At 68.7% G+C, this 19,598-nt stretch carries 17 protein-coding genes; 8 read left to right on the plus strand and 9 right to left on the minus strand.

Annotated features, from left to right (window positions below; all coding sequences use genetic code 11):
- Positions 1 to 13 precede the first annotated feature (13 nt).
- From dnaQ to C7389_RS19365, 3 genes are read right to left on the minus strand one after another with little or no spacing between them, the layout of a single operon-like run.
- On the minus strand, positions 14 to 739 hold the full coding sequence (gene dnaQ, locus C7389_RS19355; protein ID WP_133594302.1) for a DNA polymerase III subunit epsilon: 726 nt from the start codon (positions 737 to 739) through the stop codon (positions 14 to 16).
- Between the two features lie 44 nt (positions 740 to 783).
- Complete coding sequence (gene rnhA, locus C7389_RS19360) at positions 784 to 1,242, minus strand: ribonuclease HI (protein WP_133594303.1); 459 nt, start codon at positions 1,240 to 1,242, stop codon at positions 784 to 786.
- Positions 1,243 to 1,281: 39 nt separating this feature from the next.
- Positions 1,282 to 2,004 carry a class I SAM-dependent methyltransferase gene (locus tag C7389_RS19365; RefSeq protein ID WP_133594304.1) on the minus strand — a complete coding sequence of 241 codons (723 nt, stop codon included), beginning with the start codon at positions 2,002 to 2,004 and terminating at the stop codon, positions 1,282 to 1,284.
- 2 nt (positions 2,005 to 2,006) lie between these two features.
- Between C7389_RS19365 and gloB the strand changes: the two genes are divergently transcribed.
- A complete protein-coding gene (gene gloB / locus C7389_RS19370; RefSeq protein ID WP_425455585.1) occupies positions 2,007 to 2,813 on the plus strand; it encodes a hydroxyacylglutathione hydrolase in 807 nt (268 codons plus the stop codon).
- Between the two features lie 45 nt (positions 2,814 to 2,858).
- On the opposite strand, the gene C7389_RS19375 is transcribed toward gloB, so the two are convergent.
- Positions 2,859 to 3,824, minus strand: coding sequence for a GGDEF domain-containing response regulator (locus tag C7389_RS19375; protein ID WP_133594305.1), 966 nt, complete (start codon positions 3,822 to 3,824; stop codon positions 2,859 to 2,861).
- Positions 3,825 to 4,059: 235 nt separating this feature from the next.
- On the opposite strand from C7389_RS19375, the gene C7389_RS19380 reads away from it, so the two are divergent.
- A complete protein-coding gene (locus C7389_RS19380) occupies positions 4,060 to 5,535 on the plus strand; it encodes a transglycosylase SLT domain-containing protein (RefSeq protein WP_133594306.1) in 1,476 nt (491 codons plus the stop codon).
- A 12-nt stretch (positions 5,536 to 5,547) separates the two neighbouring features.
- Here C7389_RS19380 and C7389_RS19385 read toward each other — a convergent pair whose 3' ends face one another.
- The 3 genes from C7389_RS19385 to C7389_RS19395 all read right to left on the minus strand — a co-directional run bounded on the left by C7389_RS19385 (position 5,548) and on the right by C7389_RS19395 (position 8,638).
- On the minus strand, positions 5,548 to 7,599 hold the full coding sequence (locus tag C7389_RS19385; RefSeq protein ID WP_133594307.1) for an ABC transporter ATP-binding protein: 2,052 nt from the start codon (positions 7,597 to 7,599) through the stop codon (positions 5,548 to 5,550).
- A gap of 81 nt (positions 7,600 to 7,680) precedes the next feature.
- Positions 7,681 to 8,169 carry an FKBP-type peptidyl-prolyl cis-trans isomerase gene (locus tag C7389_RS19390; protein WP_133594308.1) on the minus strand — a complete coding sequence of 163 codons (489 nt, stop codon included), beginning with the start codon at positions 8,167 to 8,169 and terminating at the stop codon, positions 7,681 to 7,683.
- Positions 8,129 to 8,638, minus strand: coding sequence for a peroxiredoxin (locus C7389_RS19395; RefSeq protein WP_133594309.1), 510 nt, complete (start codon positions 8,636 to 8,638; stop codon positions 8,129 to 8,131). The genes C7389_RS19390 and C7389_RS19395 overlap by 41 nt, the downstream gene beginning before the upstream one ends.
- A 283-nt stretch (positions 8,639 to 8,921) precedes the next feature.
- Here C7389_RS19395 and lexA point away from each other — a divergent pair, with 283 nt between their 5' ends.
- The 5 genes from lexA (at position 8,922) to C7389_RS19420 (ending at position 13,778) form a co-directional block, all read left to right on the plus strand.
- Positions 8,922 to 9,533 carry a transcriptional repressor LexA gene (gene lexA / locus C7389_RS19400; protein ID WP_133594310.1) on the plus strand — a complete coding sequence of 204 codons (612 nt, stop codon included), beginning with the start codon at positions 8,922 to 8,924 and terminating at the stop codon, positions 9,531 to 9,533.
- Positions 9,534 to 9,577: 44 nt separating this feature from the next.
- Entirely contained in the window at positions 9,578 to 10,312 is a 735-nt protein-coding gene (gene imuA / locus C7389_RS19405) for a translesion DNA synthesis-associated protein ImuA (protein WP_133594311.1), read from the plus strand.
- Positions 10,254 to 11,720, plus strand: coding sequence for a Y-family DNA polymerase (locus tag C7389_RS19410; RefSeq protein WP_133594312.1), 1,467 nt, complete (start codon positions 10,254 to 10,256; stop codon positions 11,718 to 11,720). The genes imuA and C7389_RS19410 overlap by 59 nt, the downstream gene beginning before the upstream one ends.
- 121 nt (positions 11,721 to 11,841) lie before the next feature.
- Positions 11,842 to 12,387 (plus strand): hypothetical protein, encoded by a 546-nt coding sequence (locus C7389_RS19415; protein WP_133594313.1) that lies wholly within the window; start codon positions 11,842 to 11,844, stop codon positions 12,385 to 12,387.
- A 23-nt stretch (positions 12,388 to 12,410) separates the two neighbouring features.
- Complete coding sequence (locus tag C7389_RS19420; protein ID WP_133594314.1) at positions 12,411 to 13,778, plus strand: MATE family efflux transporter; 1,368 nt, start codon at positions 12,411 to 12,413, stop codon at positions 13,776 to 13,778.
- A gap of 47 nt (positions 13,779 to 13,825) precedes the next feature.
- Here the strand turns inward: C7389_RS19420 and arsC are convergent, their stop codons facing one another.
- Positions 13,826 to 14,173 (minus strand): arsenate reductase (glutaredoxin), encoded by a 348-nt coding sequence (gene arsC / locus C7389_RS19425; RefSeq protein WP_133594315.1) that lies wholly within the window; start codon positions 14,171 to 14,173, stop codon positions 13,826 to 13,828.
- A gap of 53 nt (positions 14,174 to 14,226) precedes the next feature.
- Complete coding sequence (locus C7389_RS19430) at positions 14,227 to 16,014, minus strand: M61 family metallopeptidase (protein WP_133594316.1); 1,788 nt, start codon at positions 16,012 to 16,014, stop codon at positions 14,227 to 14,229.
- Positions 16,015 to 16,400: 386 nt separating this feature from the next.
- Here C7389_RS19430 and C7389_RS19435 point away from each other — a divergent pair, with 386 nt between their 5' ends.
- Positions 16,401 to 19,592 carry an error-prone DNA polymerase gene (locus C7389_RS19435; RefSeq protein ID WP_133594317.1) on the plus strand — a complete coding sequence of 1,064 codons (3,192 nt, stop codon included), beginning with the start codon at positions 16,401 to 16,403 and terminating at the stop codon, positions 19,590 to 19,592.
- Positions 19,593 to 19,598 lie beyond the last annotated feature (6 nt).

Raw genomic sequence — 19,598 nt, forward strand, 5'->3', positions numbered from 1 at the left:
CTACCGGCGCACTTCAAGCGGCGGCCGCCTCCTCGGCCGGCGCCGGTTCCTTCCACAGGCACAGGCCCTTGTTGGCCTTCTCGATCTCGCCCAGCACCTTGTCGTGGCCAAGCAGTTCTTCGGCTGTGGCGCGCAGCACCTTCAGCGGCGGCCGCTCCATCGGCAGGCCGCCCTCCTCGACCACACCCGGCGCCGGCTCCTCGAGCGCCATGATCAGGCTCTCCTGGCCGCGCGTCATCGCCAGGTAGACCTCCGCCAGCAGTTCCGAGTCCAGCAAGGCGCCGTGCAACGTACGGTGACCGTTGTCGATCTCGTAGCGTTCGCACAGCGCGTCCAGCGATGCCTTCTTGCCGGGGTTCTGCTCCTTGGCCATGCGCAAGGTATCGATCACCTCGCGGCAGAGCACGTCCAGCTTGGGACGCTTGAGCAGGCTCAGTTCATGGTTGAGGAAGCCGACGTCGAAGCTGGCGTTGTGGATGATGAGGTCGGCGTCGCGCACGAACTCTTCGAACTCTTCGGCGATGGCCGAAAAGGTGGGCTTGTCCGCCAGGAATTCCTCGGTGATGCCGTGCACCGCGATCGCCTCGGCGTCGATGCTGCGCTGCGGATTGATGTAGACATGGAAATGCCGGCCGGTGAGGCTGCGGTTGAGCAGTTCCACGCAGCCGATCTCGATCACGCGGTCGCCGTTGCGCCAGTCCAGGCCGGTGGTTTCCGTGTCGAGCACGATCTGTCGCATGTGATCCCCTTGCTTGTTTCTGCTTGATCTTCGCCGGGAGCCGTTCAGGGCTCGACCGGCCGGCCGCTCTTGCGCGTCGCGTCCACGCCACGGCGCGCGAGCGCGTCCGCACGTTCGTTTTCCGGATGGCCATTGTGGCCGCGCACCCATAGCCACTTCACCTGGTGGGCGCTGGCCGCCTCATCCAGGGCCCGCCACAGGTCGGCGTTCTTCACCGGCTCCTTGGAAGCGGTCTTCCAGCCTCGCGCTTTCCAGCCGTGGATCCACTCGGAAATGCCTTTCTGCACGTACTGGCTGTCGGTATGCACCCGGGCGATGACCGGCCGCTTGAGTTGGCCCAGGGCGCGGATCACCGCCAGAAGTTCCATCCGGTTGTTGGTGGTCTGCGGCTCACCACCCCAGATCTCCTTCTCGTGCTCCCCTGAGCGCAGGATCGCGCCCCAGCCACCCGGGCCCGGGTTTCCGCTGCAGGCGCCATCGGTATAGATATCGACTTCTTCCATTCTCTTTTCCGTCCAACCTTTCTGGCCGCGCCAGTTCTTCTATTGTGTGGCGTCCTCGTTCCGCTGGGCGACGGTGGAAAGGCGTTTCGCGGTAGCGCGCTTCTCCCGCCAGTTCGGCATGATCACCCGCATGCCCTGCACCCGCTTCACACCCTGCAGCATGTAGCTGCCGCCACAGACCGGCCACCAGCGGTCGCCCGCCTTGTCCATGAAACGCCAGCGCTCCAACCACTTGGTACTGGTCACCGCCGGCGCGTAACAACCGAAACTGCCCGATTGCGTCTCGAAACCCAACAGGGTCAGCCAATCCTTCACTCGACCTACCGACAGGTACTGACCGCGCCAGGGATAACTCCCCTGCCCCCGCACCGCCAGCCGGCGGGCACCCCACAGGCTGAAGGGATTCAGCCCGGCGATGACCACGCTGCCTTCCGGTACCAGCACCCGCTCCACCTCGCGCAGAACCTGGTGCGGACGGGGGGCAAACTCCAGCACATGCGGCAGCACCACCAGATCCAGGCTGGCGGTGGCAAAAGGCAACGCATCCTCGAGCGCGAACACGCCCACCTCGCCGCTACGGCCACAGCGGAAGCGGAAGGGCATGCGGTTTGCTCTCAGGAAATCGATCTCGGGCAGACCGACCTGCAGGGCGTTGTAGCCGAAGATATCGGCCAGCAGGATGTCGAACTTGGCCTGCTCCCATTCGAGCAGGTATCGCCCCTGGGGTGTCGCCAGCCAGTCAGACAGGCTGAGGATTGACATGGATGGTCAGCGCTTCAAAATCGGGACTTATGGACGCCATTATCCCTCTTCCCGCCTTTCGCGATAACTACATCTGGCTTCTTCGTCGCGGCCGCCACGCTGTCGTGGTCGATCCGGGCGACGCAGCGCCTGTGCAGGCCTACCTCCAGGCCGAGGATCTGGCCTTGAGCGCGATCCTCGTCACCCACCACCATCCGGACCATGTCGGCGGCCTCGGCGAGCTGCTGGACGCTGCACCGCTTAGCGCCAAAGAAATACCGGTGTTCGGTCCCGGCCGGGAGAACATCGCCGGCGTGAACCGGCCGGTGATGGAGGGCGATACCGTCGTGCTGCCGGACCTGAAGCTTACGCTCGGCGTGCTGGACGTGCCCGGCCATACCGCCGGCCATGTCGCCTACTACGGGGAGACGCTGCTGTTCTGCGGCGACACGTTGTTCTCTGCCGGTTGCGGGCGCCTGTTCGAAGGCAGCCCGGCCCAGATGGCCGCCTCGCTGGCCAAGTTCAACGCCTTGCCAGCCGAGACCCGGGTGTATTGCACCCATGAGTACACCTTATCCAATCTGGCGTTCTCCCGCGCGGCCGAGCCCCACAACCCGGCGCGCGACGAATACGCCCACTGGTGCGAAGCGCAACGGGCGGGCGGCAAGCCCACCCTGCCCAGCACCATTGCCCGGGAACGCGCCATCAATCCCTTCCTGCGCACGCAGGAGGCCGGGGTGATCGCCGCGGTAACCCAGCATGCCGGGACGCCGCCGGCGGATGCGGTTGCCTGTCTGGCAGCGCTGCGGGCCTGGAAAGACGTCTTTTGAGGGACTCGCCCCTGCGGCGCATGAGGCGCAAGCACCCCGGCAGCCTCAGTGGCTGGCGAAGCTCTCGTAGTGGCGCAACTCAAGGCGGTTCCGTCCACCGTGCTTGGCCGCATAGAGCGCATCGTCGGCCGCCTTCAGCAGCGCAAGATAACCCTGGTCATCGCCCCGTGCCGGCTGCACCCAGGCCACCCCCACGCTAATCGTCACCACCGGCGCGGTGCTGGAGAAACGATGGGTGATGCGCAGGCTTTCCACCCCGTTGCGCATCGCCTCGGCAACACCCACCGCGCCTTCCGCGGCCGTGTCCGGCAGGATGGCAGCGAACTCCTCGCCACCATAGCGGGCGACCAGATCGGTCGGGCGGCGCAGGTTCTGCTCCAACGTCCGCGCCACCGCTTTCAGGCATTCATCGCCCACCTGGTGACCGTAACCATCGTTGAACTGCTTGAAGGCATCCACGTCCGCCACCAGCAGGGCCATCGAGCTCCCGGCCCGGGAGGCGCGCCGCCATTCCCGCAGCAGGGTTTCGTCGAAGCGGCGCCGGTTGGCGATGCCGGTCAGGCCATCGACCGAGGAAAGACGGGTCAGCTCCCGGTTGGCCTCGTCCAGCTTGCGGGTCAGCACCAGCAAGGAATAGCGCATCTGGGCGATGCGCTGCATCGCGCGCACCTTGGACTTCAGCACCATCTCCGAAACGGGCTTGGCGAGATAGTCGTCGCCCCCCACCTCGATGCCGCGCTGCAGATCCTCGTCGCTGGTCCGCGCGGTGAGGAAGATGATGGGCGTCCACTCGCCGTCGCGCTCCAGCTGGCGGATGCGGTGCGCCACCTCGAAGCCATCCAGCCCCGGCATGATGATGTCGAGCAGGATCAGGTCGGGCCGCTCGCGCTTGAACATCTCGATGCCCGTCTCGCCATTGCGCGCATGCAGCGCGGTCAGCCCCATCTTGGTGAGCTGATTGCACACGAGGGTGGCACTCGTGACCGTATCTTCGATGACCAGGGCTTTCATGGCGGGAAGCGGGACCTCGACCCCAAGGACTGCAGCCATCCTAACAAGGCGAATGGCGCCAAAAAGGGAAACTTGACACGCTGGCGCATGTATTGGGCCGGATTATAACTTTCGTTTGAGTCCTCATGACCAGTGAAAGTCGCCCCCTTGCTTCGACAAGACCCAAATTGACGCGAAAGCCGGCCGCTGGCTAGACTCTCCCGCTTTACGCAGCGCCCCCGGCCCGGTTTCCGCCATGGCGAAGTTCTTCGCGCCGCTCCTTCTCTCCCTCTCCGTACTGCTCTCCGGAGCATCGGTCTCCGCCCAGGAAACGTCGGCTGCACCGGCCGAGGCCATCGGTCTGCACGCCCCCAGCGAAATGACCAACGAGCCCCGGGTGCTGACGCTGGACCTGACACGCAACCCGAACGAGATCTGGGACCGCATCCGTCGCGGCTTCAGCATGCCCGATCTGGACAGCCAGCTGGTTGCCGACCAGCAACTCTTCTATCTCAACCGCCCGGGCTTCCTGAAACAGGTTTTCGCCCGCGGCGGCCGCTACCTCTACTACATCGTCGACGAACTGGAACGCCGTGGCATGCCCACCGAGCTGGCGCTGCTGCCCATGGTGGAAAGCAGCTACAACCCGCTGGCCTACTCGCCGGCGCACGCTTCCGGCCTGTGGCAGTTCATTCCCTCCACCGGCAAGAACTACAACCTCACCCAGGATTCCTGGGTGGACGAGCGGCGCGACGTGATCGCCTCCACCAACGCGGCACTCGACTATCTGCAGACCATCTACGAGATGCATGGCGATTGGCATCTCGCCCTCGCCTCCTACAACTGGGGCGAGGGCGCAGTGGCCCGGGCCATCCAGCGCAACGTGGACGCCGGCCTGCCGGCCGAGTACAGCCAGCTGCGGATGCCGGACGAGACGCGCAACTACGTACCCAAGCTGCAGGCGATCAAGAACATCGTCTCCCAGCCCGAACTCTTCCACTTCGAACTGCCCTACGTACCGAACGAAGCCAACTTCGTCGCGGTGGCCGCGCCTATCGGCACCGATCTGGCGGCGGCGGCGAAACTGGCCGGCCTGTCGCTGGAGGAGTTCCTGGCGCTCAACCCTTCGTTCAACCGCCCTGCCGTCACCCTGCCCGGCCAGACGCTGATCGTTCCCACCGAACGCGCGAGCCACTTCGAGGCCGGCCTGGAGCAACTCTCGGAAGACGGCAAGGGCTGGCGGGTGCATGAACTCGGCCCCGGCGAAAAGCTGGCCGCCATCGCCCAGCGCCACGATCTCACCCTCGCCCAACTGCTGCAGCTCAACGGCCTGAACGCCCGCAGCCGCGTCGGCGCCGGCTACTCCCTGCTGGTGCCAGATGGCGTGGACCCCAGCGGCGCACTGCAGGTCACCCGGCTGCTGCCAAACCGGCCGCAGGTGAAACTCACTGCGAACACCACCACACCGATCCGCAAGATTCCGACCACCCCGGCCAAGGCTCCCGCTTCGGGCAAGCCTGCCACCGCCCCGACCACAAAGGCGGCTGCAAACAAGAACACAGCGAAGAAGGCGACCACGTCGGCCAAGAGCGCTACACCCGCCAAGAGCAGTGCCAAGCCCGCGGGCAAGGCTGCGGCGCCTGCGGCCAAGGCCACGCCGCAGAAAAACAGCAAACCGGTTTCGGGGGCAACCAAGCCCCAACAGCAGCCCAAGAAACCCGCGGCAAAGTAATCCGCGGGCGTCTTACAAACGCTGCAGGGGCCAGTGGCAACTCACCGCATGACCGCTGTGCGACACAGTGGGAGTGGGATAGGTGACCCGGCAGATGTCGGTGGCCTGCGGACAACGCGGATGAAAATGGCACCCGGCGGGCGGCTTCAGGGGCGAAGGCAACTCCACCTCCGGCTTGGATATCTCGCCGGCGCTCGCCGCGGCGCCTCCTCCAGCCCCGCCCTCTCCATCCGCCTTGGGGACCGCCGCCAGCAACAGCCGGGTGTAAGGATGCGCCGGCGCCGCCAGCACCTGCTCCACCGCGCCATACTCCACGATGCGGCCGAGGTACATCACCGCCACCTCGTCGGCCAGGTAATCCACCACCCCAAGGTTGTGGGTGACGAAGAGATAGGCCAGCCCCTGCTCCTGCTGCAGTTCGCGCATCAGGTTCAGCAACTGGGCCTGCACCGACACGTCCAGCGCGCTGGTCGGCTCGTCGCACACCAGCACCCGCGGCGACACGGCCAGCGCGCGGGCAATGGCGATGCGCTGGCGCTGGCCGCCGGAGAATTCATGGGGATAGCGCCAGCGCATCGCCGCCTGCAGCCCCATGCGTTCCAGCAGCGCATCCACCCGCCGGGAGCGGGCCTCCGCGCTGTCGCCAACACCCAGGCTGGCCATGCCTTCCTCGATGATGTCGCCGATGCGCATGCGTGGATTGAGCGAAGCAAAGGGGTCCTGGAACACCATCTGCACCGCCTTGCGCATTTCCACCAGCGCCTTCTGCGGCTGCCCCACCATGTTCTCCCCGTCGAAGAACACCTCGCCGGCGGTGGGCTGGATCAGTTGCAGCAGAGCCTTCCCCACCGTGGTCTTGCCACAGCCGGACTCGCCGACCAGGGCCAGTGTGCGCCCTGGCACCAGGCTGAAGCTGACGCCATCCACCGCGCGCACCTGGCCCACCACCCGCTTGAGCACGCCCTTGCGCACCGGGAAATGGACCTTGAGATCGCGCACCTCCAGCACCGGCGCCTGCTGCTTGCGCGCAACCGCGGCGGCGTAGTTCGCTTCCCTGGTCTCCAACGCTCGCGGAATGCTGACGCCCTCGTACAGATGGCAGCGCACCCGCTGCGCACCCACGCTGGCCCAGTCAGGCGCCTCGTCGTCGCAGCGGTCGAAAGCCAGCGGGCAGCGCTCGACGAAGCGGCAGCCGGGGAAATCGCCATCCAGTACCGGCACGCTGCCCTCCGGCGCCTCCAGCGGCCCGCCGCGCTGGGCGCCCGAGGGCAGCGCGGCGAAGAGCTTGCGGGAATAGGGATGCAGCGGCGCGCGGAAGAAATCGTCCCGAGCGCCGGTTTCCACCAGTTGGCCGGCGTACATCACCCCCACCTGGTCAGCGCTGCGGGCGACCACGCCGAGGTCGTGGGTGATCAGCAGCATGCCCATGCCGCGCTCGGCCTGCAGGCGGGCGAGCAGATCCAGCACCTGGGCCTGGATGGTCACGTCCAGCGCGGTAGTGGGCTCGTCGGCGATCAGCAGCTCCGGCTCGCCGGCCAGCGCCATCGCGATCATCACCCGCTGCTTCATGCCGCCGGAGAACTGGAAGGGATAGTCCGCCGCACGCCTGGCGGCGTCCGGAATGCCCACCGCCGCCAGCAGGCGGACCACCTCGGCCTGGCGCGCCGCGCCCTCCAGACCGCGGTGCTGGGCCAGCACCTCGCCGATCTGGTCGCCTACGGTCATCACCGGGTTCAGGCTGGTGGCCGGTTCCTGGAACACCATGCCGATGCGCCCGCCGCGCACCGCGCGCATCCCCGCCTCCGACAGGCCCAGCAGATCGTCACCGCCCAGGCGGACCTGACCGGCGTGGATTCGGCCGCTTTCCGGCAGCAGGCGGGTCAGGGCCAGCGCCGTCATCGACTTGCCGCAGCCCGACTCACCGAGCAACGCAAAGGTCTCGCCGGCGGCGATGGAGAAATCCACGCCATCCACCGGATGCAGGCGCCGGGCCGGACTATCCAGCACGACATTGAGGTCCGCCACTTCAAGCAGGGCATTTTCAGCGCGAGGGGAAGCGCTCATCTGGATAGTCGAAAGGAAGGATTCAGAAGCTGACAGAGGCCGGATGCGACAGGGGCCGCTGTCGCGGCCCCCGGGGAATGCTCAGTGGTGGTGATGACCGCCAGGGCCATGCACGTGACCGTGGGTGATCTCTTCACTGGTCGCCGCGCGGACTTCGGCGACGGTGATGTCGAACACCAGCGCGACGCCGGCCAGCGGATGGTTGCCATCGACCACCACCTTGCCTTCGGCGATGTCGGTGACGCGGTAGAGGATCTCTTCCTCGCCGTCGTCGGTGACGCGCTCGAAAGACATGCCGACTTCGATGTTCTCCGGGAAGAGCTTGGCGTCTTCGACCAGCACCAGTTCCTCGTCGTAGTCGCCGAAGGCGTCTTCCGGTTGCAGCTTCAATTGCAGCTTGTCACCCGTCTTGCGGCCGTGCAGCGCCTCTTCCACCTTCGGGAAGATGCCGTCGTATCCGCCGTGCAGGTAAATCAGCGGATGCTGGCCATCGTCGATCATGTTGCCGTCCGGATCGCGGACGGTGTAGTTAAGCGTGACCACGCTGTTCTTTACGATTTCCGTTTGCATTGGATTCCAGTTCCTTGACGAGTTCGAATACCGCGGCGGCATGGCCGCGAGGCGTGACGTCGTAGAGCGCGTGCCTGAGCACGCCCTGCTTGTCGATGATGAAGGTGGAGCGCAGCACACCCATCTTTTCCACACCATCGACCACCTTGGGCCGCCAGACATGGTAGAGCCGGCACACTTCGGTGTCGGTGTCCGACAACAGCCTGACCGACAGCCCCTGCTCATCGCGGAACTCGGCGTGGGTCAGGCAATCGTCCGGGCTGACGCCCACCACCACGCAATCGTGGCGGGCGAACTCTTCCTCGTGATCGCTGAAGTCTGCGGCCTGCAGGGTGCATCCCGGCGTCTTGTCACGCGGGTAGAAGTAGAGAACCACATGGCGCTTGCCCTTCTCGGTAGCGAGATCGAAATCCGCCATGTCCGCGTCGGGCAAAGAAAACGTGGGTGCGATGTCTCCGCTTTGCAGCATGGGCTCCCCCTGACGTAGCGGCGATTCTAGCGGAGAGGCTGGGCGAACACTACCTGGAAGCGCTGCAGGACTGGACGGCACGGCATCCTCCTTTTCGACGGACCGACGCTCCGGTGGAACGCCTCGTCCATTACGAATAGTTCAGATGCACGCCGGGCTCAAGCAGGCTTGCACATTCCTTCCCGCCGCTGCGCCTTTCGCCTGATGCCCGCCCGTCGCCACCGCTTTGCCTTCCCTTGAAGCCCGGGGCTGTTTAAAATTACAGCTCTACACGGAGATCGTCATGAGCGCTCGCAGCGAGCACCTTACCCCCAGGCAGCAGGAAATCCTCGACTTCATCCGCCAGAGCATAGAGCACGACAGCCGCCCCCCCACCCGGGCGGACATCTGCGCCGCCTTCGGCTTCCGCTCGCCCAATGCCGCCGAAAGCCATCTGCGCACGCTGGCGGCCAAAGGCGCCATCCTGCTGGAGGACGGCCGGGCGCGCGGCATCCGCCTCGTGCAACAGGCGCTGGGTCTGCCCCTGGTCGGCCGGGTAGCCGCCGGCAGTCCCATCCTCGCCGCCGAGCATGTGGAACAGCACTACCAGCTAGACCCCGCCCTGTTCTCTCCCCGCGCCGACTACCTGCTGCGGGTGCGGGGCATGAGCATGCGCGACGCAGGAATCCTCGACGGCGACCTGCTGGCGGTGCATCGCGCCGCCGAGGCCCGCAACGGCCAGATCGTGGTCGCCCGGCTGGAGGATGAGGTCACCGTGAAGACGCTGCAACGCAAGGGCGCGGTGGTGGAGCTCCTGCCCGCCAACCCGGATTACCAGCCCATCGTCGTCGATACCCGGCATACCCCGCTGGTCATCGAGGGCATCATGGTGGGCCTGATCCGCAAGGACCACTGAGGGCTGCCACCGCCCTCCTCTCCCAGCCGCCGGCCGCGCACATCATGGGTCTCGCCCTCGCCAGGAGCGCCAGCGCGAACCCCACCGTCGACGTTGCCGGCCGACTCGCCACCGGCCTGGTCTGGCAGGCCAGCCGCATGGCGCGCGGCAGCGGGCCGGTACGCCCCACCGGCTTCGCCGCGCTGGATGCGGAGCTGCCCGGCGGCGGCTGGCCGGCTTCGGCGCTGATCGAACTGCTGGTCGCACAGCCGGGCTGCGGCGAACTCGGCCTGCTGCTCCCCCTGCTCCGGCAGACGCCCGACGACCGCTGGCTGGCCTGGATCGCGCCGCCCTTCATCCCCTATGCGCCAGCGCTGGCGGCAGCCGGCGTGCCGCTGTCCCGGCTGCTGCTGATCACGCCTTCCAGCGCGGGCGAGATTCTCTGGGCCACCCGCCAGGCAGTGGCTTCCGCCGCCTGCGCCGCGGTGCTGTGCTGGCCGCAGCGGGCGGATACCGCCGCGCTGCGCCGGCTGCAATTGGCGGCCGAGGAGTCGGCCACGCCGCTCTTCCTCTTCCGGCCGGAGAACGCCGCCCGCCAGTCCTCTCCCGCCAGCCTGCGGCTGGCCCTGAGCCCGGCCGGCAAGCATCTGCGCGTCGACATCCTGAAACGCCGCGGCCCACCAACCGCCGCACCCCTCTTGCTTCCCCTGCGCGGCGACGACCTCGCCGTGCCGCCTTCCGATGTTATGGCTCGCCCTGATCCTGCCCCAGCTGCCCTTGCAGGTCTTTGCTCGCGGTAGCGCGGAGCCTGGCCTGCTGACGGTGACCGAGGGCGCACCCGGCCGGCGCATCTGCGCCGCCAGCCCGCAGGCCCGCGCGCTCGGCGTGAAACGCGGCCAGCGCCTGGCCAGCGCGCTGGCTGTCGCGCCCGCGCTGCAACTGCGGGAGCGCAATCCGGAACTGGAGGAAGCCACCCTGAAGGAGGTGGCTGACTGGGCCGGCGCCTACACACCGCAGCTCAGCTTCTGCCCACCGGACGGCTTGCTGCTGGAGATCGGCGCCAGCCTGCGCCTGTTCGGCGGCGAATCCAGCCTGCGCGAAAGCCTGCTCGCCGGGCTGGCCGCGCTGGGGTTGCATGCGGTGGCCGCCACCGCACCGACACCGCTGGCCGCGCGCTGGCTGGCACGCGCCGGCCGCGGCGGCGCGCCCCTGCCGCCCGACTGGCGCGGCATGCTGGACGAACTGCCGCTGGCGGTGCTCCTGGACGGCAGCGACGTCGCCGGCCACAACCTGGAGCTGCTGGCCGGCATCGGCGCCCGCACGCTGGGCGACATCCGCCGCCTGCCCCGCGCCGGTCTCGCCCGGCGGGACGCCGCCGCCGTCACCCATACGCTCGCTCTCGCCTATGGCGAAACGCCCGACCTGCGCTCCGCCTACCAGCCGCCGCCACGCTTCGAGCACCGGTTGGTCATGCCCTCGCCCACCATCGCGGTCGAACCCCTGCTGTTCGCCGCCCGCCGGCTCTTCGCCAGTCTTTCCGGCTGGCTCGCCGCCCGGCAGGCCGCGGCCGATCATTGCCGGCTGGTGTTGATGCACGAACATGGCGAGGACACCGTGGTGGACATCGTCACCGGCGCCCCCAGCCGCGACCAGGACCGCCTCGGCCTGCTCGCCCGCGAGCGGCTGGCGGCGCTGAGCCTGCCGGAGCCGGTGGTGGAGTTGCGCCTGCATGCGGATGCCCCCTCGCCGCTGGCGCCGCGTTCCGACGATCTGTTCGGCGATCCCGGCACCGCGCGGGAGAGCGCCCGCCTGCTGGTGGATCGCCTGCGGGCGCGGCTGGGCGAGGACAGCGTCCGCCAGCTTCGTCCGCTGGCCGAGCATCGCCCCGAGCGGGCCTGGGGGACGGAACCGCCGGCGGATGCCCCGCGCGCGGAGCGCGGCATGCCACCGTTGCCGACCCAGCAGCGCCCGCTATGGCTGCTGCCACAGGCACGCCGCCTGCAGCCACAGGGCAAGGCCGCCGATGCCACGCCCGGCGAAGGCTTCCGCCTGCTCTCCGGCCCGGAGCGCATCGAGAGCGGCTGGTGGGACGAAGCCGGCATCCGCCGCGACTACTACCAGGCGCTGGACGCGCAGGGCGCGCGCTGCTGGCTGTACCGCGAACTCGACCCGCCCTGCGACTGGTACTTGCATGGTTACTTCGCCTGAACGCCGGCCCCACCTGCCGCAGCCTCGAGCCAACCTAAGCTCGCACCACTCGGGGGCGTAGTACACTCGCCGGCCGCGCCGGAACCGGCTGCGGCTCCTTTCCTCCCTTGCGACCGTCCCCATGACCACCGCCTCCCCGTCCGCCCCCGCCCGCCTGCCCGGCGATGCCAGCCGGCGCCGCGCCCGCAACGCCCTGCTGCTGTTCGTTGTCGCCCTGCCGCTGTCGATCTGGCTGTTCGGCTCGGCCGAAGTGCTGTGGACCGGCATCATGCCGCTGGAAGGCGCCACCTTCATGGGTGCCGCCACCGCCTTCGGCGCCGCGCTTGCCCTCGCGCCGCTGCTGTGCCTGATCGGTTTCCTGGTCGCGCTGTGGTGTGGCGTGGAGAGCGTCTACCAGGCGCGCGACAAGCGCACGCCAGCGCTGGACAAGTTCATCGTCGGCCTCGGCTTCCTGATCTGGTTCCTCCCGGCGGTGGCCACCCTGGCGACCATCGTGGACGCACTGCTGAAGGGCCGGGTGCATTTTCCCAGCCCCTCGCGCGATTACTTCCTCGCCACCGATCCGATTCCCTACTGGCAGGGCATAGGCTTCCTGATCCTCGCCACCGGCCTGTTCGCCTTCCTCGCCTGGCGCTACTGGCGGCCGAAGCTGCAGCGCAAGGGCTGAACTCCACCGGCCGCCGTTCCCCGATGTCCGCTCCCGAGTCCTTCTCCACCGTCGCCCGGCGGCTGTTCCATCACGCCTGGCCGGTGCTGGTCGCCCAGGTGCTCTCCATCGGCATGATGGTGGCGGACACGCTGATCGCCGGCGCCTACGGCACCGCCGACCTGGCGGCGGTGGCAGTAGGCGGCGGGCTCTATGTCTCGGTGGTGATGCTGCTGGTCGGCATCCTGCAGGCGGTGGCGCCCACCATCGCCCACCATTACGGCGCCGGCCGCATGGCGGAGATCGGGCCGACGCTGCAGCAAGGCTTCTGGCTGGCCGCCATGCTGGCCCTGCCCGGCACGCTGATGCTGGCGCAGCCCGGCATGCTGCTGGAACTCGCGCGGGTGCCGGCGGAGGTGGCGGAAAAGGCGGCCGATTACATGATGGCGACTGCCATCGGTCTGCCGGCGGTGCTGCTCTACCGCACCTTCTACGCCTTCAACAACGCGGTGGGCCGGCCGCGGGTGCTGATGACGATCAGCTTCGTCACCACCACCATCCATGTGCCGCTGGCCTGGGCGCTGACCCACGGCCACCTCGGTTTCGCACCGCTGGGCGGCGCCGGCTGCGGGCTGTCCACCGCCATCGTCTGCTGGCTGGCGCTGCTGTGCGGCCTCGCCTACCTCGTCCGCAACCCGGCCTACCAGCGCTACCGCATCTTCACCGCCTGGCAGCCGCCGCGGCTGCAGGCGCTGGGGGCACTGCTGCGGCTGGGCGTGCCGATGGGCTTCTCCACCTTCATCGAGATCACCTCCTTCACCCTGATCGCGCTCTTCGTCGCCCGCCTGGGCGCGCAGGCGGTGGCCGGGCACCGCATCGTCGCCAACCTGGCGGCGCTGATCTACATGCTGCCGCTGTCGATGTCGATCGCCACGCTGGTGCTGGTGGGCCAGGCGGCGGGCGCCGGCGACTGGGCCCGGGCGCGGGCGACGATACGGGTGGCGCTGCTGATCACCGCCGGCCTGGCAGGCGGCATCGGCCTGCTGCTGTGGCTGGCGCGGCAACCGGTGATCGCGCTGTCGTCGGCGGACGAGGGCGTGCGGGCGGTGGCGCTGGGCTTGATCGTGTTCATCTGCGTCTATCAGCTCTTCGACGCGGTGCAGACGGTGGCTTCCCACGCCCTGCGCGGCTACAAGATCACCTTCGCCCCCATGCTGCTGCACACGCTGTGCTTCTGGGGCGTGGGCCTGGGCTGCGGCTACTGGCTGAGCTTCCACGCGCCCTGGCGGGTGGCAGCGCCCAGCGTGGCCGGCTTCTGGGAGGCCGGCGTGCTGGCGACCCTGCTTGCCTCCCTGTTGTTCGGCGCCTTGCTGCGGCAGGTAACCCGCCGGCTGGGCCGCGCCGCGGCCTGAATGCCCGGTAGCCCGCCGCAGGCAGCGGGCGCTGGCCAGCTCGAATCTCAGAACAGCTCGTTCACCCGCTCCGGTGGCCGGCCGACCACCGCCTTGTCGCCCCGGACGATGATGGGGCGCTCGATCAGGATGGGGTGGGCGACCATCGCGTCCAGCCAGCCTTCGTCGTCCAGCTGCTTGCCGGCGTAGTGCTCCTTGAACACCGCCTCGCCCTTGCGCAGCAGCGCCTCCGGCTTCATGCCCAGCTTGGCCAGCAGGCCGCGCAGCTCGTCCTTGCTCGGCGGCGTCTTCAGGTACTCGATGACTTCGGGCGTGACGCCCTTCTCCGCCAGCAGCGCGCAGGCGGAGCGGCTCTTGCCGCAGCGGGGGTTGTGGTAGATGCGGATGTCGCTCATCGGGAAGCTCCTGGGTATCGAAAGAGGAAACAGTTGCGTGGCCGGGCGCGGCGTCACGCGCCCAGCCAGCCCTTGCGCAGGCGCCGCGCCGCTGGCGTGGGCTTGTCCGCGAGGGTGAGCTTGATGCTCTCGGCCGGCGCGGCGGCCAGCGTCAGCTCGAAGCGCATCAGCTCGTCGCGGCGGAAGGCGTGGAGCTCGATGCGCTCGCCCGGCTGGCGGCGGGCCAGCATGGCCTCCACCGCCGCCACGCTGCCGGCCTTCAGGCCATCCACCGCGACCAGCACGTCACCCGCCGACAGCCCGGCCGCCTGGGCCGCGCCGCCGTCGTAAACGTTCGCCAGCTTCACCTCGCCGCTGCCGGCCAGCTTGGCGCCCAGCACCGGCGCGGCGGCGGCCTCGCCCTTGTAGCCCACGCCGAAGCCTTTCAGCAGACGGGCCAGCGGCAGGTCGTCGGTGCCTTCCACCGTCTTGCGCAGCCAGGCGGCCAGCGCATCGCCGCCGATTTCGGCGACCGCGGCGTAGATGCCGTCCTCGGCCACGCCCTGCCCGGTCTGACCGTGGCGCCGCCACAGCAAGCGCATCACGTCGTCCAGGCTGCGCTTGCCGGTGCTGGCCTCGCGCAACTGCAGGTCCAGCGCCAGCGCGATCAGCGAGCCCTTGGCGTAGTAGCTGACGATGGCGTTGGGGGCGTTCTCGTCCTGGCGGTAATACTTGGTCCAGGCGTCGAAGGAGGATTCGGCCACGCTCTGCTTCAGGCGGCCAGGGCCGCGCAGCACGGCGGACACCGTCTTGCCCAGCAGGCCGAGGTAGTCCTCCGCCGGCAGCACGCCGCTGCGCACCAGGGCGAGGTCGTCGTAATAGGAGGTGAAGCCCTCGAAGGCCCACAGCAGGCGGGTGTAGTTCTCCTGCGAGAGATCGTAGGGGGTGAAGGCGGCAGGCTTGATTCGCTTCACATTCCAGGTGTGGAAGTACTCATGGCTGCACAGGCCGAGGAAGGTCTTGTAGCCGTCCGGCAGGCCCTTCATGCCGGGCCAGGGCAGATCGCCCCGGCTGGCAATCAGCGCGGTGGAGGCGCGGTGCTCCAGGCCGCCGTAGCCGTCGCCGACGATGAGGGTGAGGAAGGCGTAGTAGTCCATCGGCGCCGGCGCGCCGAAGAGTTCGATCTGCCAGTTGCAGACGCGCTCCAGGTCTTTGGCCAGGCGGGCGGTGTCGCAGTCGTGACGGCCGGTGAGCACGATGTCGTGGCGCACGCCGCCGGCCTCGAAGTGGGCCAGGGTATAACGGCCCATCTCCACCGGGTGGTCGATCAGCTCGTCGTAGTTCGCCGCGCGGTAGAGGCCGAAGCCATAGGCCTTGGCCGCGCCGCGCTCGCCGGCGGCACGCGGCAGCGCGGTCGCCACCTTCCAGCCCTTGGCGGCGGTGGCCGGCGGCGGCTGGATGTCCACCAGGCAGGGCGAGGCCAGTTGTCCTTCCACCGCCAGAAAGACGCTGGTGCCGTTGAAGAAACCGTGGGTCTGGTCGAGGTGGGCGGCGCGCACCGAGAGATCCCAGGCATAGACCTCGTAGTGCAGCGTCAGCGTCTTGCCGGCGGCTACCGGGGCCGCACGCCAGCTGTGCTTGTCCAGCTTTTCCAGCTTCACCGCCTTGCCGCCGGCCTCGGCGCGCAGGCTGACGATGTTGCGGGCGAACTCGCGGATCATGTAGCTGCCCGGAATCCAGGCCGGCAGGCTGAAGCGCTGGCCGGCGGGGTCCGGCTGCGCCACCGCGCAGCTCACTTCGAACAGATGGGCCTCGGGGCGGGCCGGACGGATGACGTAGCGAATCGGGGCGGCAGCGCTCATGGACCAGGACCTGTGGGCAAAGACCGCGATTCTAGGCGCTCCGCAGCCGCCGCCTCAAACCCGCTGCCCGATTTTCGGGCAACCCGCACCCCGCCTTTGCGCTCAAGGCAATAGCCGCTTCCCCCACACCTTATCCACAGGGCCATCCACGGCGGCTGGGGAAAACCGGGTACATCGCAGCGCACTTCGCCTGCGGAGAAGTCTTTCCAGGCCGTGCCCGTTTTTTAGGCAGCGGCACGGAAACCTTTATAAACAGCGCCTTGAATCGCCTCGCCACAGGTTTTCCACAGCCTCACCCACGGTGGGCGGGGACAACTTCCACCGCCCTTTCACACCCTAGCCGGCTGTGGCGGCAACATCTGTATGAGTATACAGTCATTGCCGCCATGGTCGATTACGCCGAACTCCACTGCCTCTCCAACTTCAGCTTCCAGCGCGGCGCCTCCCATCCGGAGGAGCTGGCACAGCAGGCGGCCGCCTACGGCTACCGGGCGCTGGCGATCACCGACGAGTGCTCGCTGGCCGGCGTGGTACGGGCCTACCGGGAGATCGACAGCAAGCAGTTGCCGTTGCAACTCATCGTCGGCAGCGAGATCGCGCTGGAAGACGGCCCTCGCCTGGTACTGCTGGCCACCGACCGCCAGGGCTATGGCGCCCTCTCCCGCCTGATCAGCCGCGGCCGGCGGGCGGCGGAGAAAGGCAGCTACAGCCTGCGCCGGGAAGACCTCGCCCCCGGCCTGCCCGGCTGCCTCGCGCTGGTACTGGCGCCAGCGGGCGTGCCGGACGCCGGGCAGCTGGTGGAAGCCTGCCGGTGGACGCGCAACCGTTTCCCCGATGCCAGCTGGCTGGCGGTGGACCTGCCGCTGGACGGGCATGAGCGGCCCCGGCTGGCGCTGCTGCAGGCGGTTGCGGCGCAGGCCGGCGTCCCGGCGGTCGCTGCCACCGGCGCGCTGATGCACGAGGCCGCCCGCCGGCCGCTGGCGGATGTGCTCGCCGCCATCCGCCTGCACATCCCGGTGGCCGAGGCCGGCTACCGACTCGCCGCCAATGGCGAACGCCGCCTGCATGAGCGGGCGGCACTGGCGCAACGCTATCCCGCCGCCCTGCTGGCGGAAACGCTGGCCATCGCCGGGCGCTGCCGCTTCAGCCTGACCGAGCTGCGCTACGAGTATCCGGAGGAGCTGGTACCACCCGGGGAAAGTGCCGCCTCCTGGCTGCGCCGGCTGGTCGAGGGCGGGCTGGCGTGGCGCTATCTCGATCCTTCCATGGGCGAGCGCTCGGCGGTCGCCTCCCCCATCCCGCCGGGCATGCCCAGCCCGCCACTGGCCGGGGCCGACCCCGCGCCGCCAGGCGTCCGCCAGCAGGTGGAACAGGAGCTGGCGCTGATCCGGGAGCTGGGCTACGAGGCCTACTTCCTCACGGTGCATGACATCGTCCGCTACGCCCGCAGCCAGGGCATCCTGTGCCAGGGGCGCGGCTCGGCGGCGAATTCGGTGGTGTGCTGGGCCCTGGGCGTCACCGAGGTATCGCCGGAAACCGGCAACCTGGTGCTGGAGCGCTTCATCTCGCGCGAGCGCAACGAACCGCCGGACATCGACGTCGATTTCGAACACGACCGCCGCGAAGAGGTCATCCAGTACATCTACCGCAAGTACGGCCGCGAACGCGCCGCGCTGGCCGCCACCGTGATCAGCTACCGCGCCCGCAGTGCGCTGCGCGACGTCGGCCGCGCGCTGGGCTTCGGCGAGGCGCAGATCGAGCGCCTGTGCCGCGACCATTTCTGGTTCGACGGCAGCGAGATCCAGGCGGAGCGCCTGCGCGACGCCGGCCTGGACCCGGACAGCCCCATGGTGCACAGGCTGGCGGCGCTCACCACCGAGCTGATCGGCTTCCCCCGCCATCTCTCCCAGCATGTGGGCGGCTTCGTCATCGCCCGTGGCCGGCTGGACGAACTGGTGCCGATCGAGAACGCCGCCATGGCCGACCGCACGGTGATCCAGTGGGACAAGGACGACCTCGACACCCTGGGCCTGCTCAAGGTGGACGTGCTGGCGCTGGGCATGCTCACCGCGCTGCGCCGCAGCCTGGAACTGGTGGGTGCCTGGGAAGGCCGGCGGCTGACGCTGGCGGACATTCCGAAAGAGGAAAAGGCGGTCTACGACATGCTTTGCAAGGCCGACGCCATCGGCGTCTTCCAGGTCGAGTCCCGCGCCCAGATGACCATGCTGCCGCGCCTGCTGCCGCGGGCGTTCTACGACCTGGTGGTGGAAGTCGCCATCGTCCGGCCCGGCCCCATCCAGGGCGGCATGGTCCATCCCTATCTGGAAGCGCGGGCCCGGATCAGGCGTGGAGAAGACCCGCTGGCCGATCTGAAGGAGAAGATCCGCCCAGTGCTGGAACGCACCCATGGGGTGCCCATTTTCCAGGAGCAGGTCATGCAGCTGGCGATGGTGGCTGGCGATTTCACCGGCGGCGAGGCGGACGACCTGCGTCGCTCCATGGCCGCATGGCGCCGCAAGGGCGACCTGAAGCGCTATGAAATCAAACTCATGCAAGGCATGGCCAGGAACGGCTATTCAGAAGAATTTGCCACCCGCCTGTGCCAGCAGATCCAGGGCTTCGGCAGCTACGGTTTTCCCGAATCCCATGCCACCAGCTTCGCCATCCTGGTCTATTTCTCCGCTTGGCTGAAATGCTTCCACCCGGCCGCCTTCCTCTGTGGCCTGCTCAACAGCCAGCCGATGGGCTTCTACTCGCCCTCGCAGCTGATACAGGACGCCCGCCGCCACGGCGTCGAGGTGCTGCCGCCGGACGTCCGCATCAGCGACTGGGACTCCACGCTGGAAGCCCTGCCCGCGCCGGCACCCGCCAAACCAGCGGTGCGCCTCGGCCTGCGGCAGATACGCGGCCTCGGCGAGGAGGCCGGCCAGCGCATCGCCGCCGCCCGCCGCCAGGCCGTACCGAGTTCGGTGGACGATCTCGCCATCCGCGCCCGGCTGACGGCGCTGGAGCTGCGCCATCTCGCTGCCGGCGGCGCCTTCGCCGCCCTGGCCGGCCATCGCCGCCAGGCCTTGTGGCAGGCTGCCGGCAGCGCCCCGCTGCCCGGCCTGCTGGCGCAGGCGCCCGGCCGCGAGATCCAGACCCCGCTGGCAGCACCTACGGAAGCGGAGGAACTGCTGGCCGACTATGCCCGCCTCGGTTTCACCCTGGGTCGCCATCCGCTGGCCCTGCTGCGGGAGACACTGCGCCGCCAGCGCTTCCTCAGCGCCAGCGACATCGCCGGCAGCCCGGACCGCATGCTGGCGCGCGGCGCCGGCATCGTCACCTGCCGCCAGCGGCCGGGAACCGCCAAGGGCACCTTGTTCGTGACGCTGGAGGACGAGACCGGCTTGATCAACGTCATCGTCCATCCCGAGCTCATCGAGCGCCAACGGCGGGAAATCCTCGGCGCCCGCCTGCTCGGCGTCTATGGCCAGATCAGCAAGCAGGGCCAGGTCGTGCAGCTGATCGCCAACCGGGTGGTGGACCACTCCGCCCTGCTTGGCCAGTTGGATACCCGCAGCCGGGATTTCCATTGAGCCGCT

This window comes from Azoarcus indigens, assembly GCF_004361735.1.
GTDB classification, from domain to species: Bacteria; Pseudomonadota; Gammaproteobacteria; order Burkholderiales; family Rhodocyclaceae; genus Azoarcus; species Azoarcus indigens.

What these genes read in the sequence shown, in the direction of transcription:
- C7389_RS19375 (WP_133594305.1), bottom strand. Translation starts at nt 3,824, where the DNA reads ATGAAAGCCCTGGTCATCGAAGATACGGTCACGAGTGCCACCCTCGTG.
- C7389_RS19415 (WP_133594313.1), top strand. Translation starts at nt 11,842, where the DNA reads ATGACCACCGCCTCCCCGTCCGCCCCCGCCCGCCTGCCCGGCGATGCC.
- C7389_RS19380 (WP_133594306.1), top strand. Translation starts at nt 4,060, where the DNA reads ATGGCGAAGTTCTTCGCGCCGCTCCTTCTCTCCCTCTCCGTACTGCTC.
- lexA (WP_133594310.1), top strand. Translation starts at nt 8,922, where the DNA reads ATGAGCGCTCGCAGCGAGCACCTTACCCCCAGGCAGCAGGAAATCCTC.
- C7389_RS19435 (WP_133594317.1), top strand. Translation starts at nt 16,401, where the DNA reads ATGGTCGATTACGCCGAACTCCACTGCCTCTCCAACTTCAGCTTCCAG.
- C7389_RS19430 (WP_133594316.1), bottom strand. Translation starts at nt 16,014, where the DNA reads ATGAGCGCTGCCGCCCCGATTCGCTACGTCATCCGTCCGGCCCGCCCC.
- imuA (WP_133594311.1), top strand. Translation starts at nt 9,578, where the DNA reads ATGGGTCTCGCCCTCGCCAGGAGCGCCAGCGCGAACCCCACCGTCGAC.
- C7389_RS19390 (WP_133594308.1), bottom strand. Translation starts at nt 8,169, where the DNA reads ATGCAAACGGAAATCGTAAAGAACAGCGTGGTCACGCTTAACTACACC.
- C7389_RS19420 (WP_133594314.1), top strand. Translation starts at nt 12,411, where the DNA reads ATGTCCGCTCCCGAGTCCTTCTCCACCGTCGCCCGGCGGCTGTTCCAT.
- arsC (WP_133594315.1), bottom strand. Translation starts at nt 14,173, where the DNA reads ATGAGCGACATCCGCATCTACCACAACCCCCGCTGCGGCAAGAGCCGC.
- rnhA (WP_133594303.1), bottom strand. Translation starts at nt 1,242, where the DNA reads ATGGAAGAAGTCGATATCTATACCGATGGCGCCTGCAGCGGAAACCCG.
- C7389_RS19385 (WP_133594307.1), bottom strand. Translation starts at nt 7,599, where the DNA reads ATGAGCGCTTCCCCTCGCGCTGAAAATGCCCTGCTTGAAGTGGCGGAC.
- C7389_RS19410 (WP_133594312.1), top strand. Translation starts at nt 10,254, where the DNA reads ATGTTATGGCTCGCCCTGATCCTGCCCCAGCTGCCCTTGCAGGTCTTT.
- C7389_RS19395 (WP_133594309.1), bottom strand. Translation starts at nt 8,638, where the DNA reads ATGCTGCAAAGCGGAGACATCGCACCCACGTTTTCTTTGCCCGACGCG.
- C7389_RS19365 (WP_133594304.1), bottom strand. Translation starts at nt 2,004, where the DNA reads ATGTCAATCCTCAGCCTGTCTGACTGGCTGGCGACACCCCAGGGGCGA.
- gloB (WP_425455585.1), top strand. Translation starts at nt 2,007, where the DNA reads ATGGTCAGCGCTTCAAAATCGGGACTTATGGACGCCATTATCCCTCTT.
- dnaQ (WP_133594302.1), bottom strand. Translation starts at nt 739, where the DNA reads ATGCGACAGATCGTGCTCGACACGGAAACCACCGGCCTGGACTGGCGC.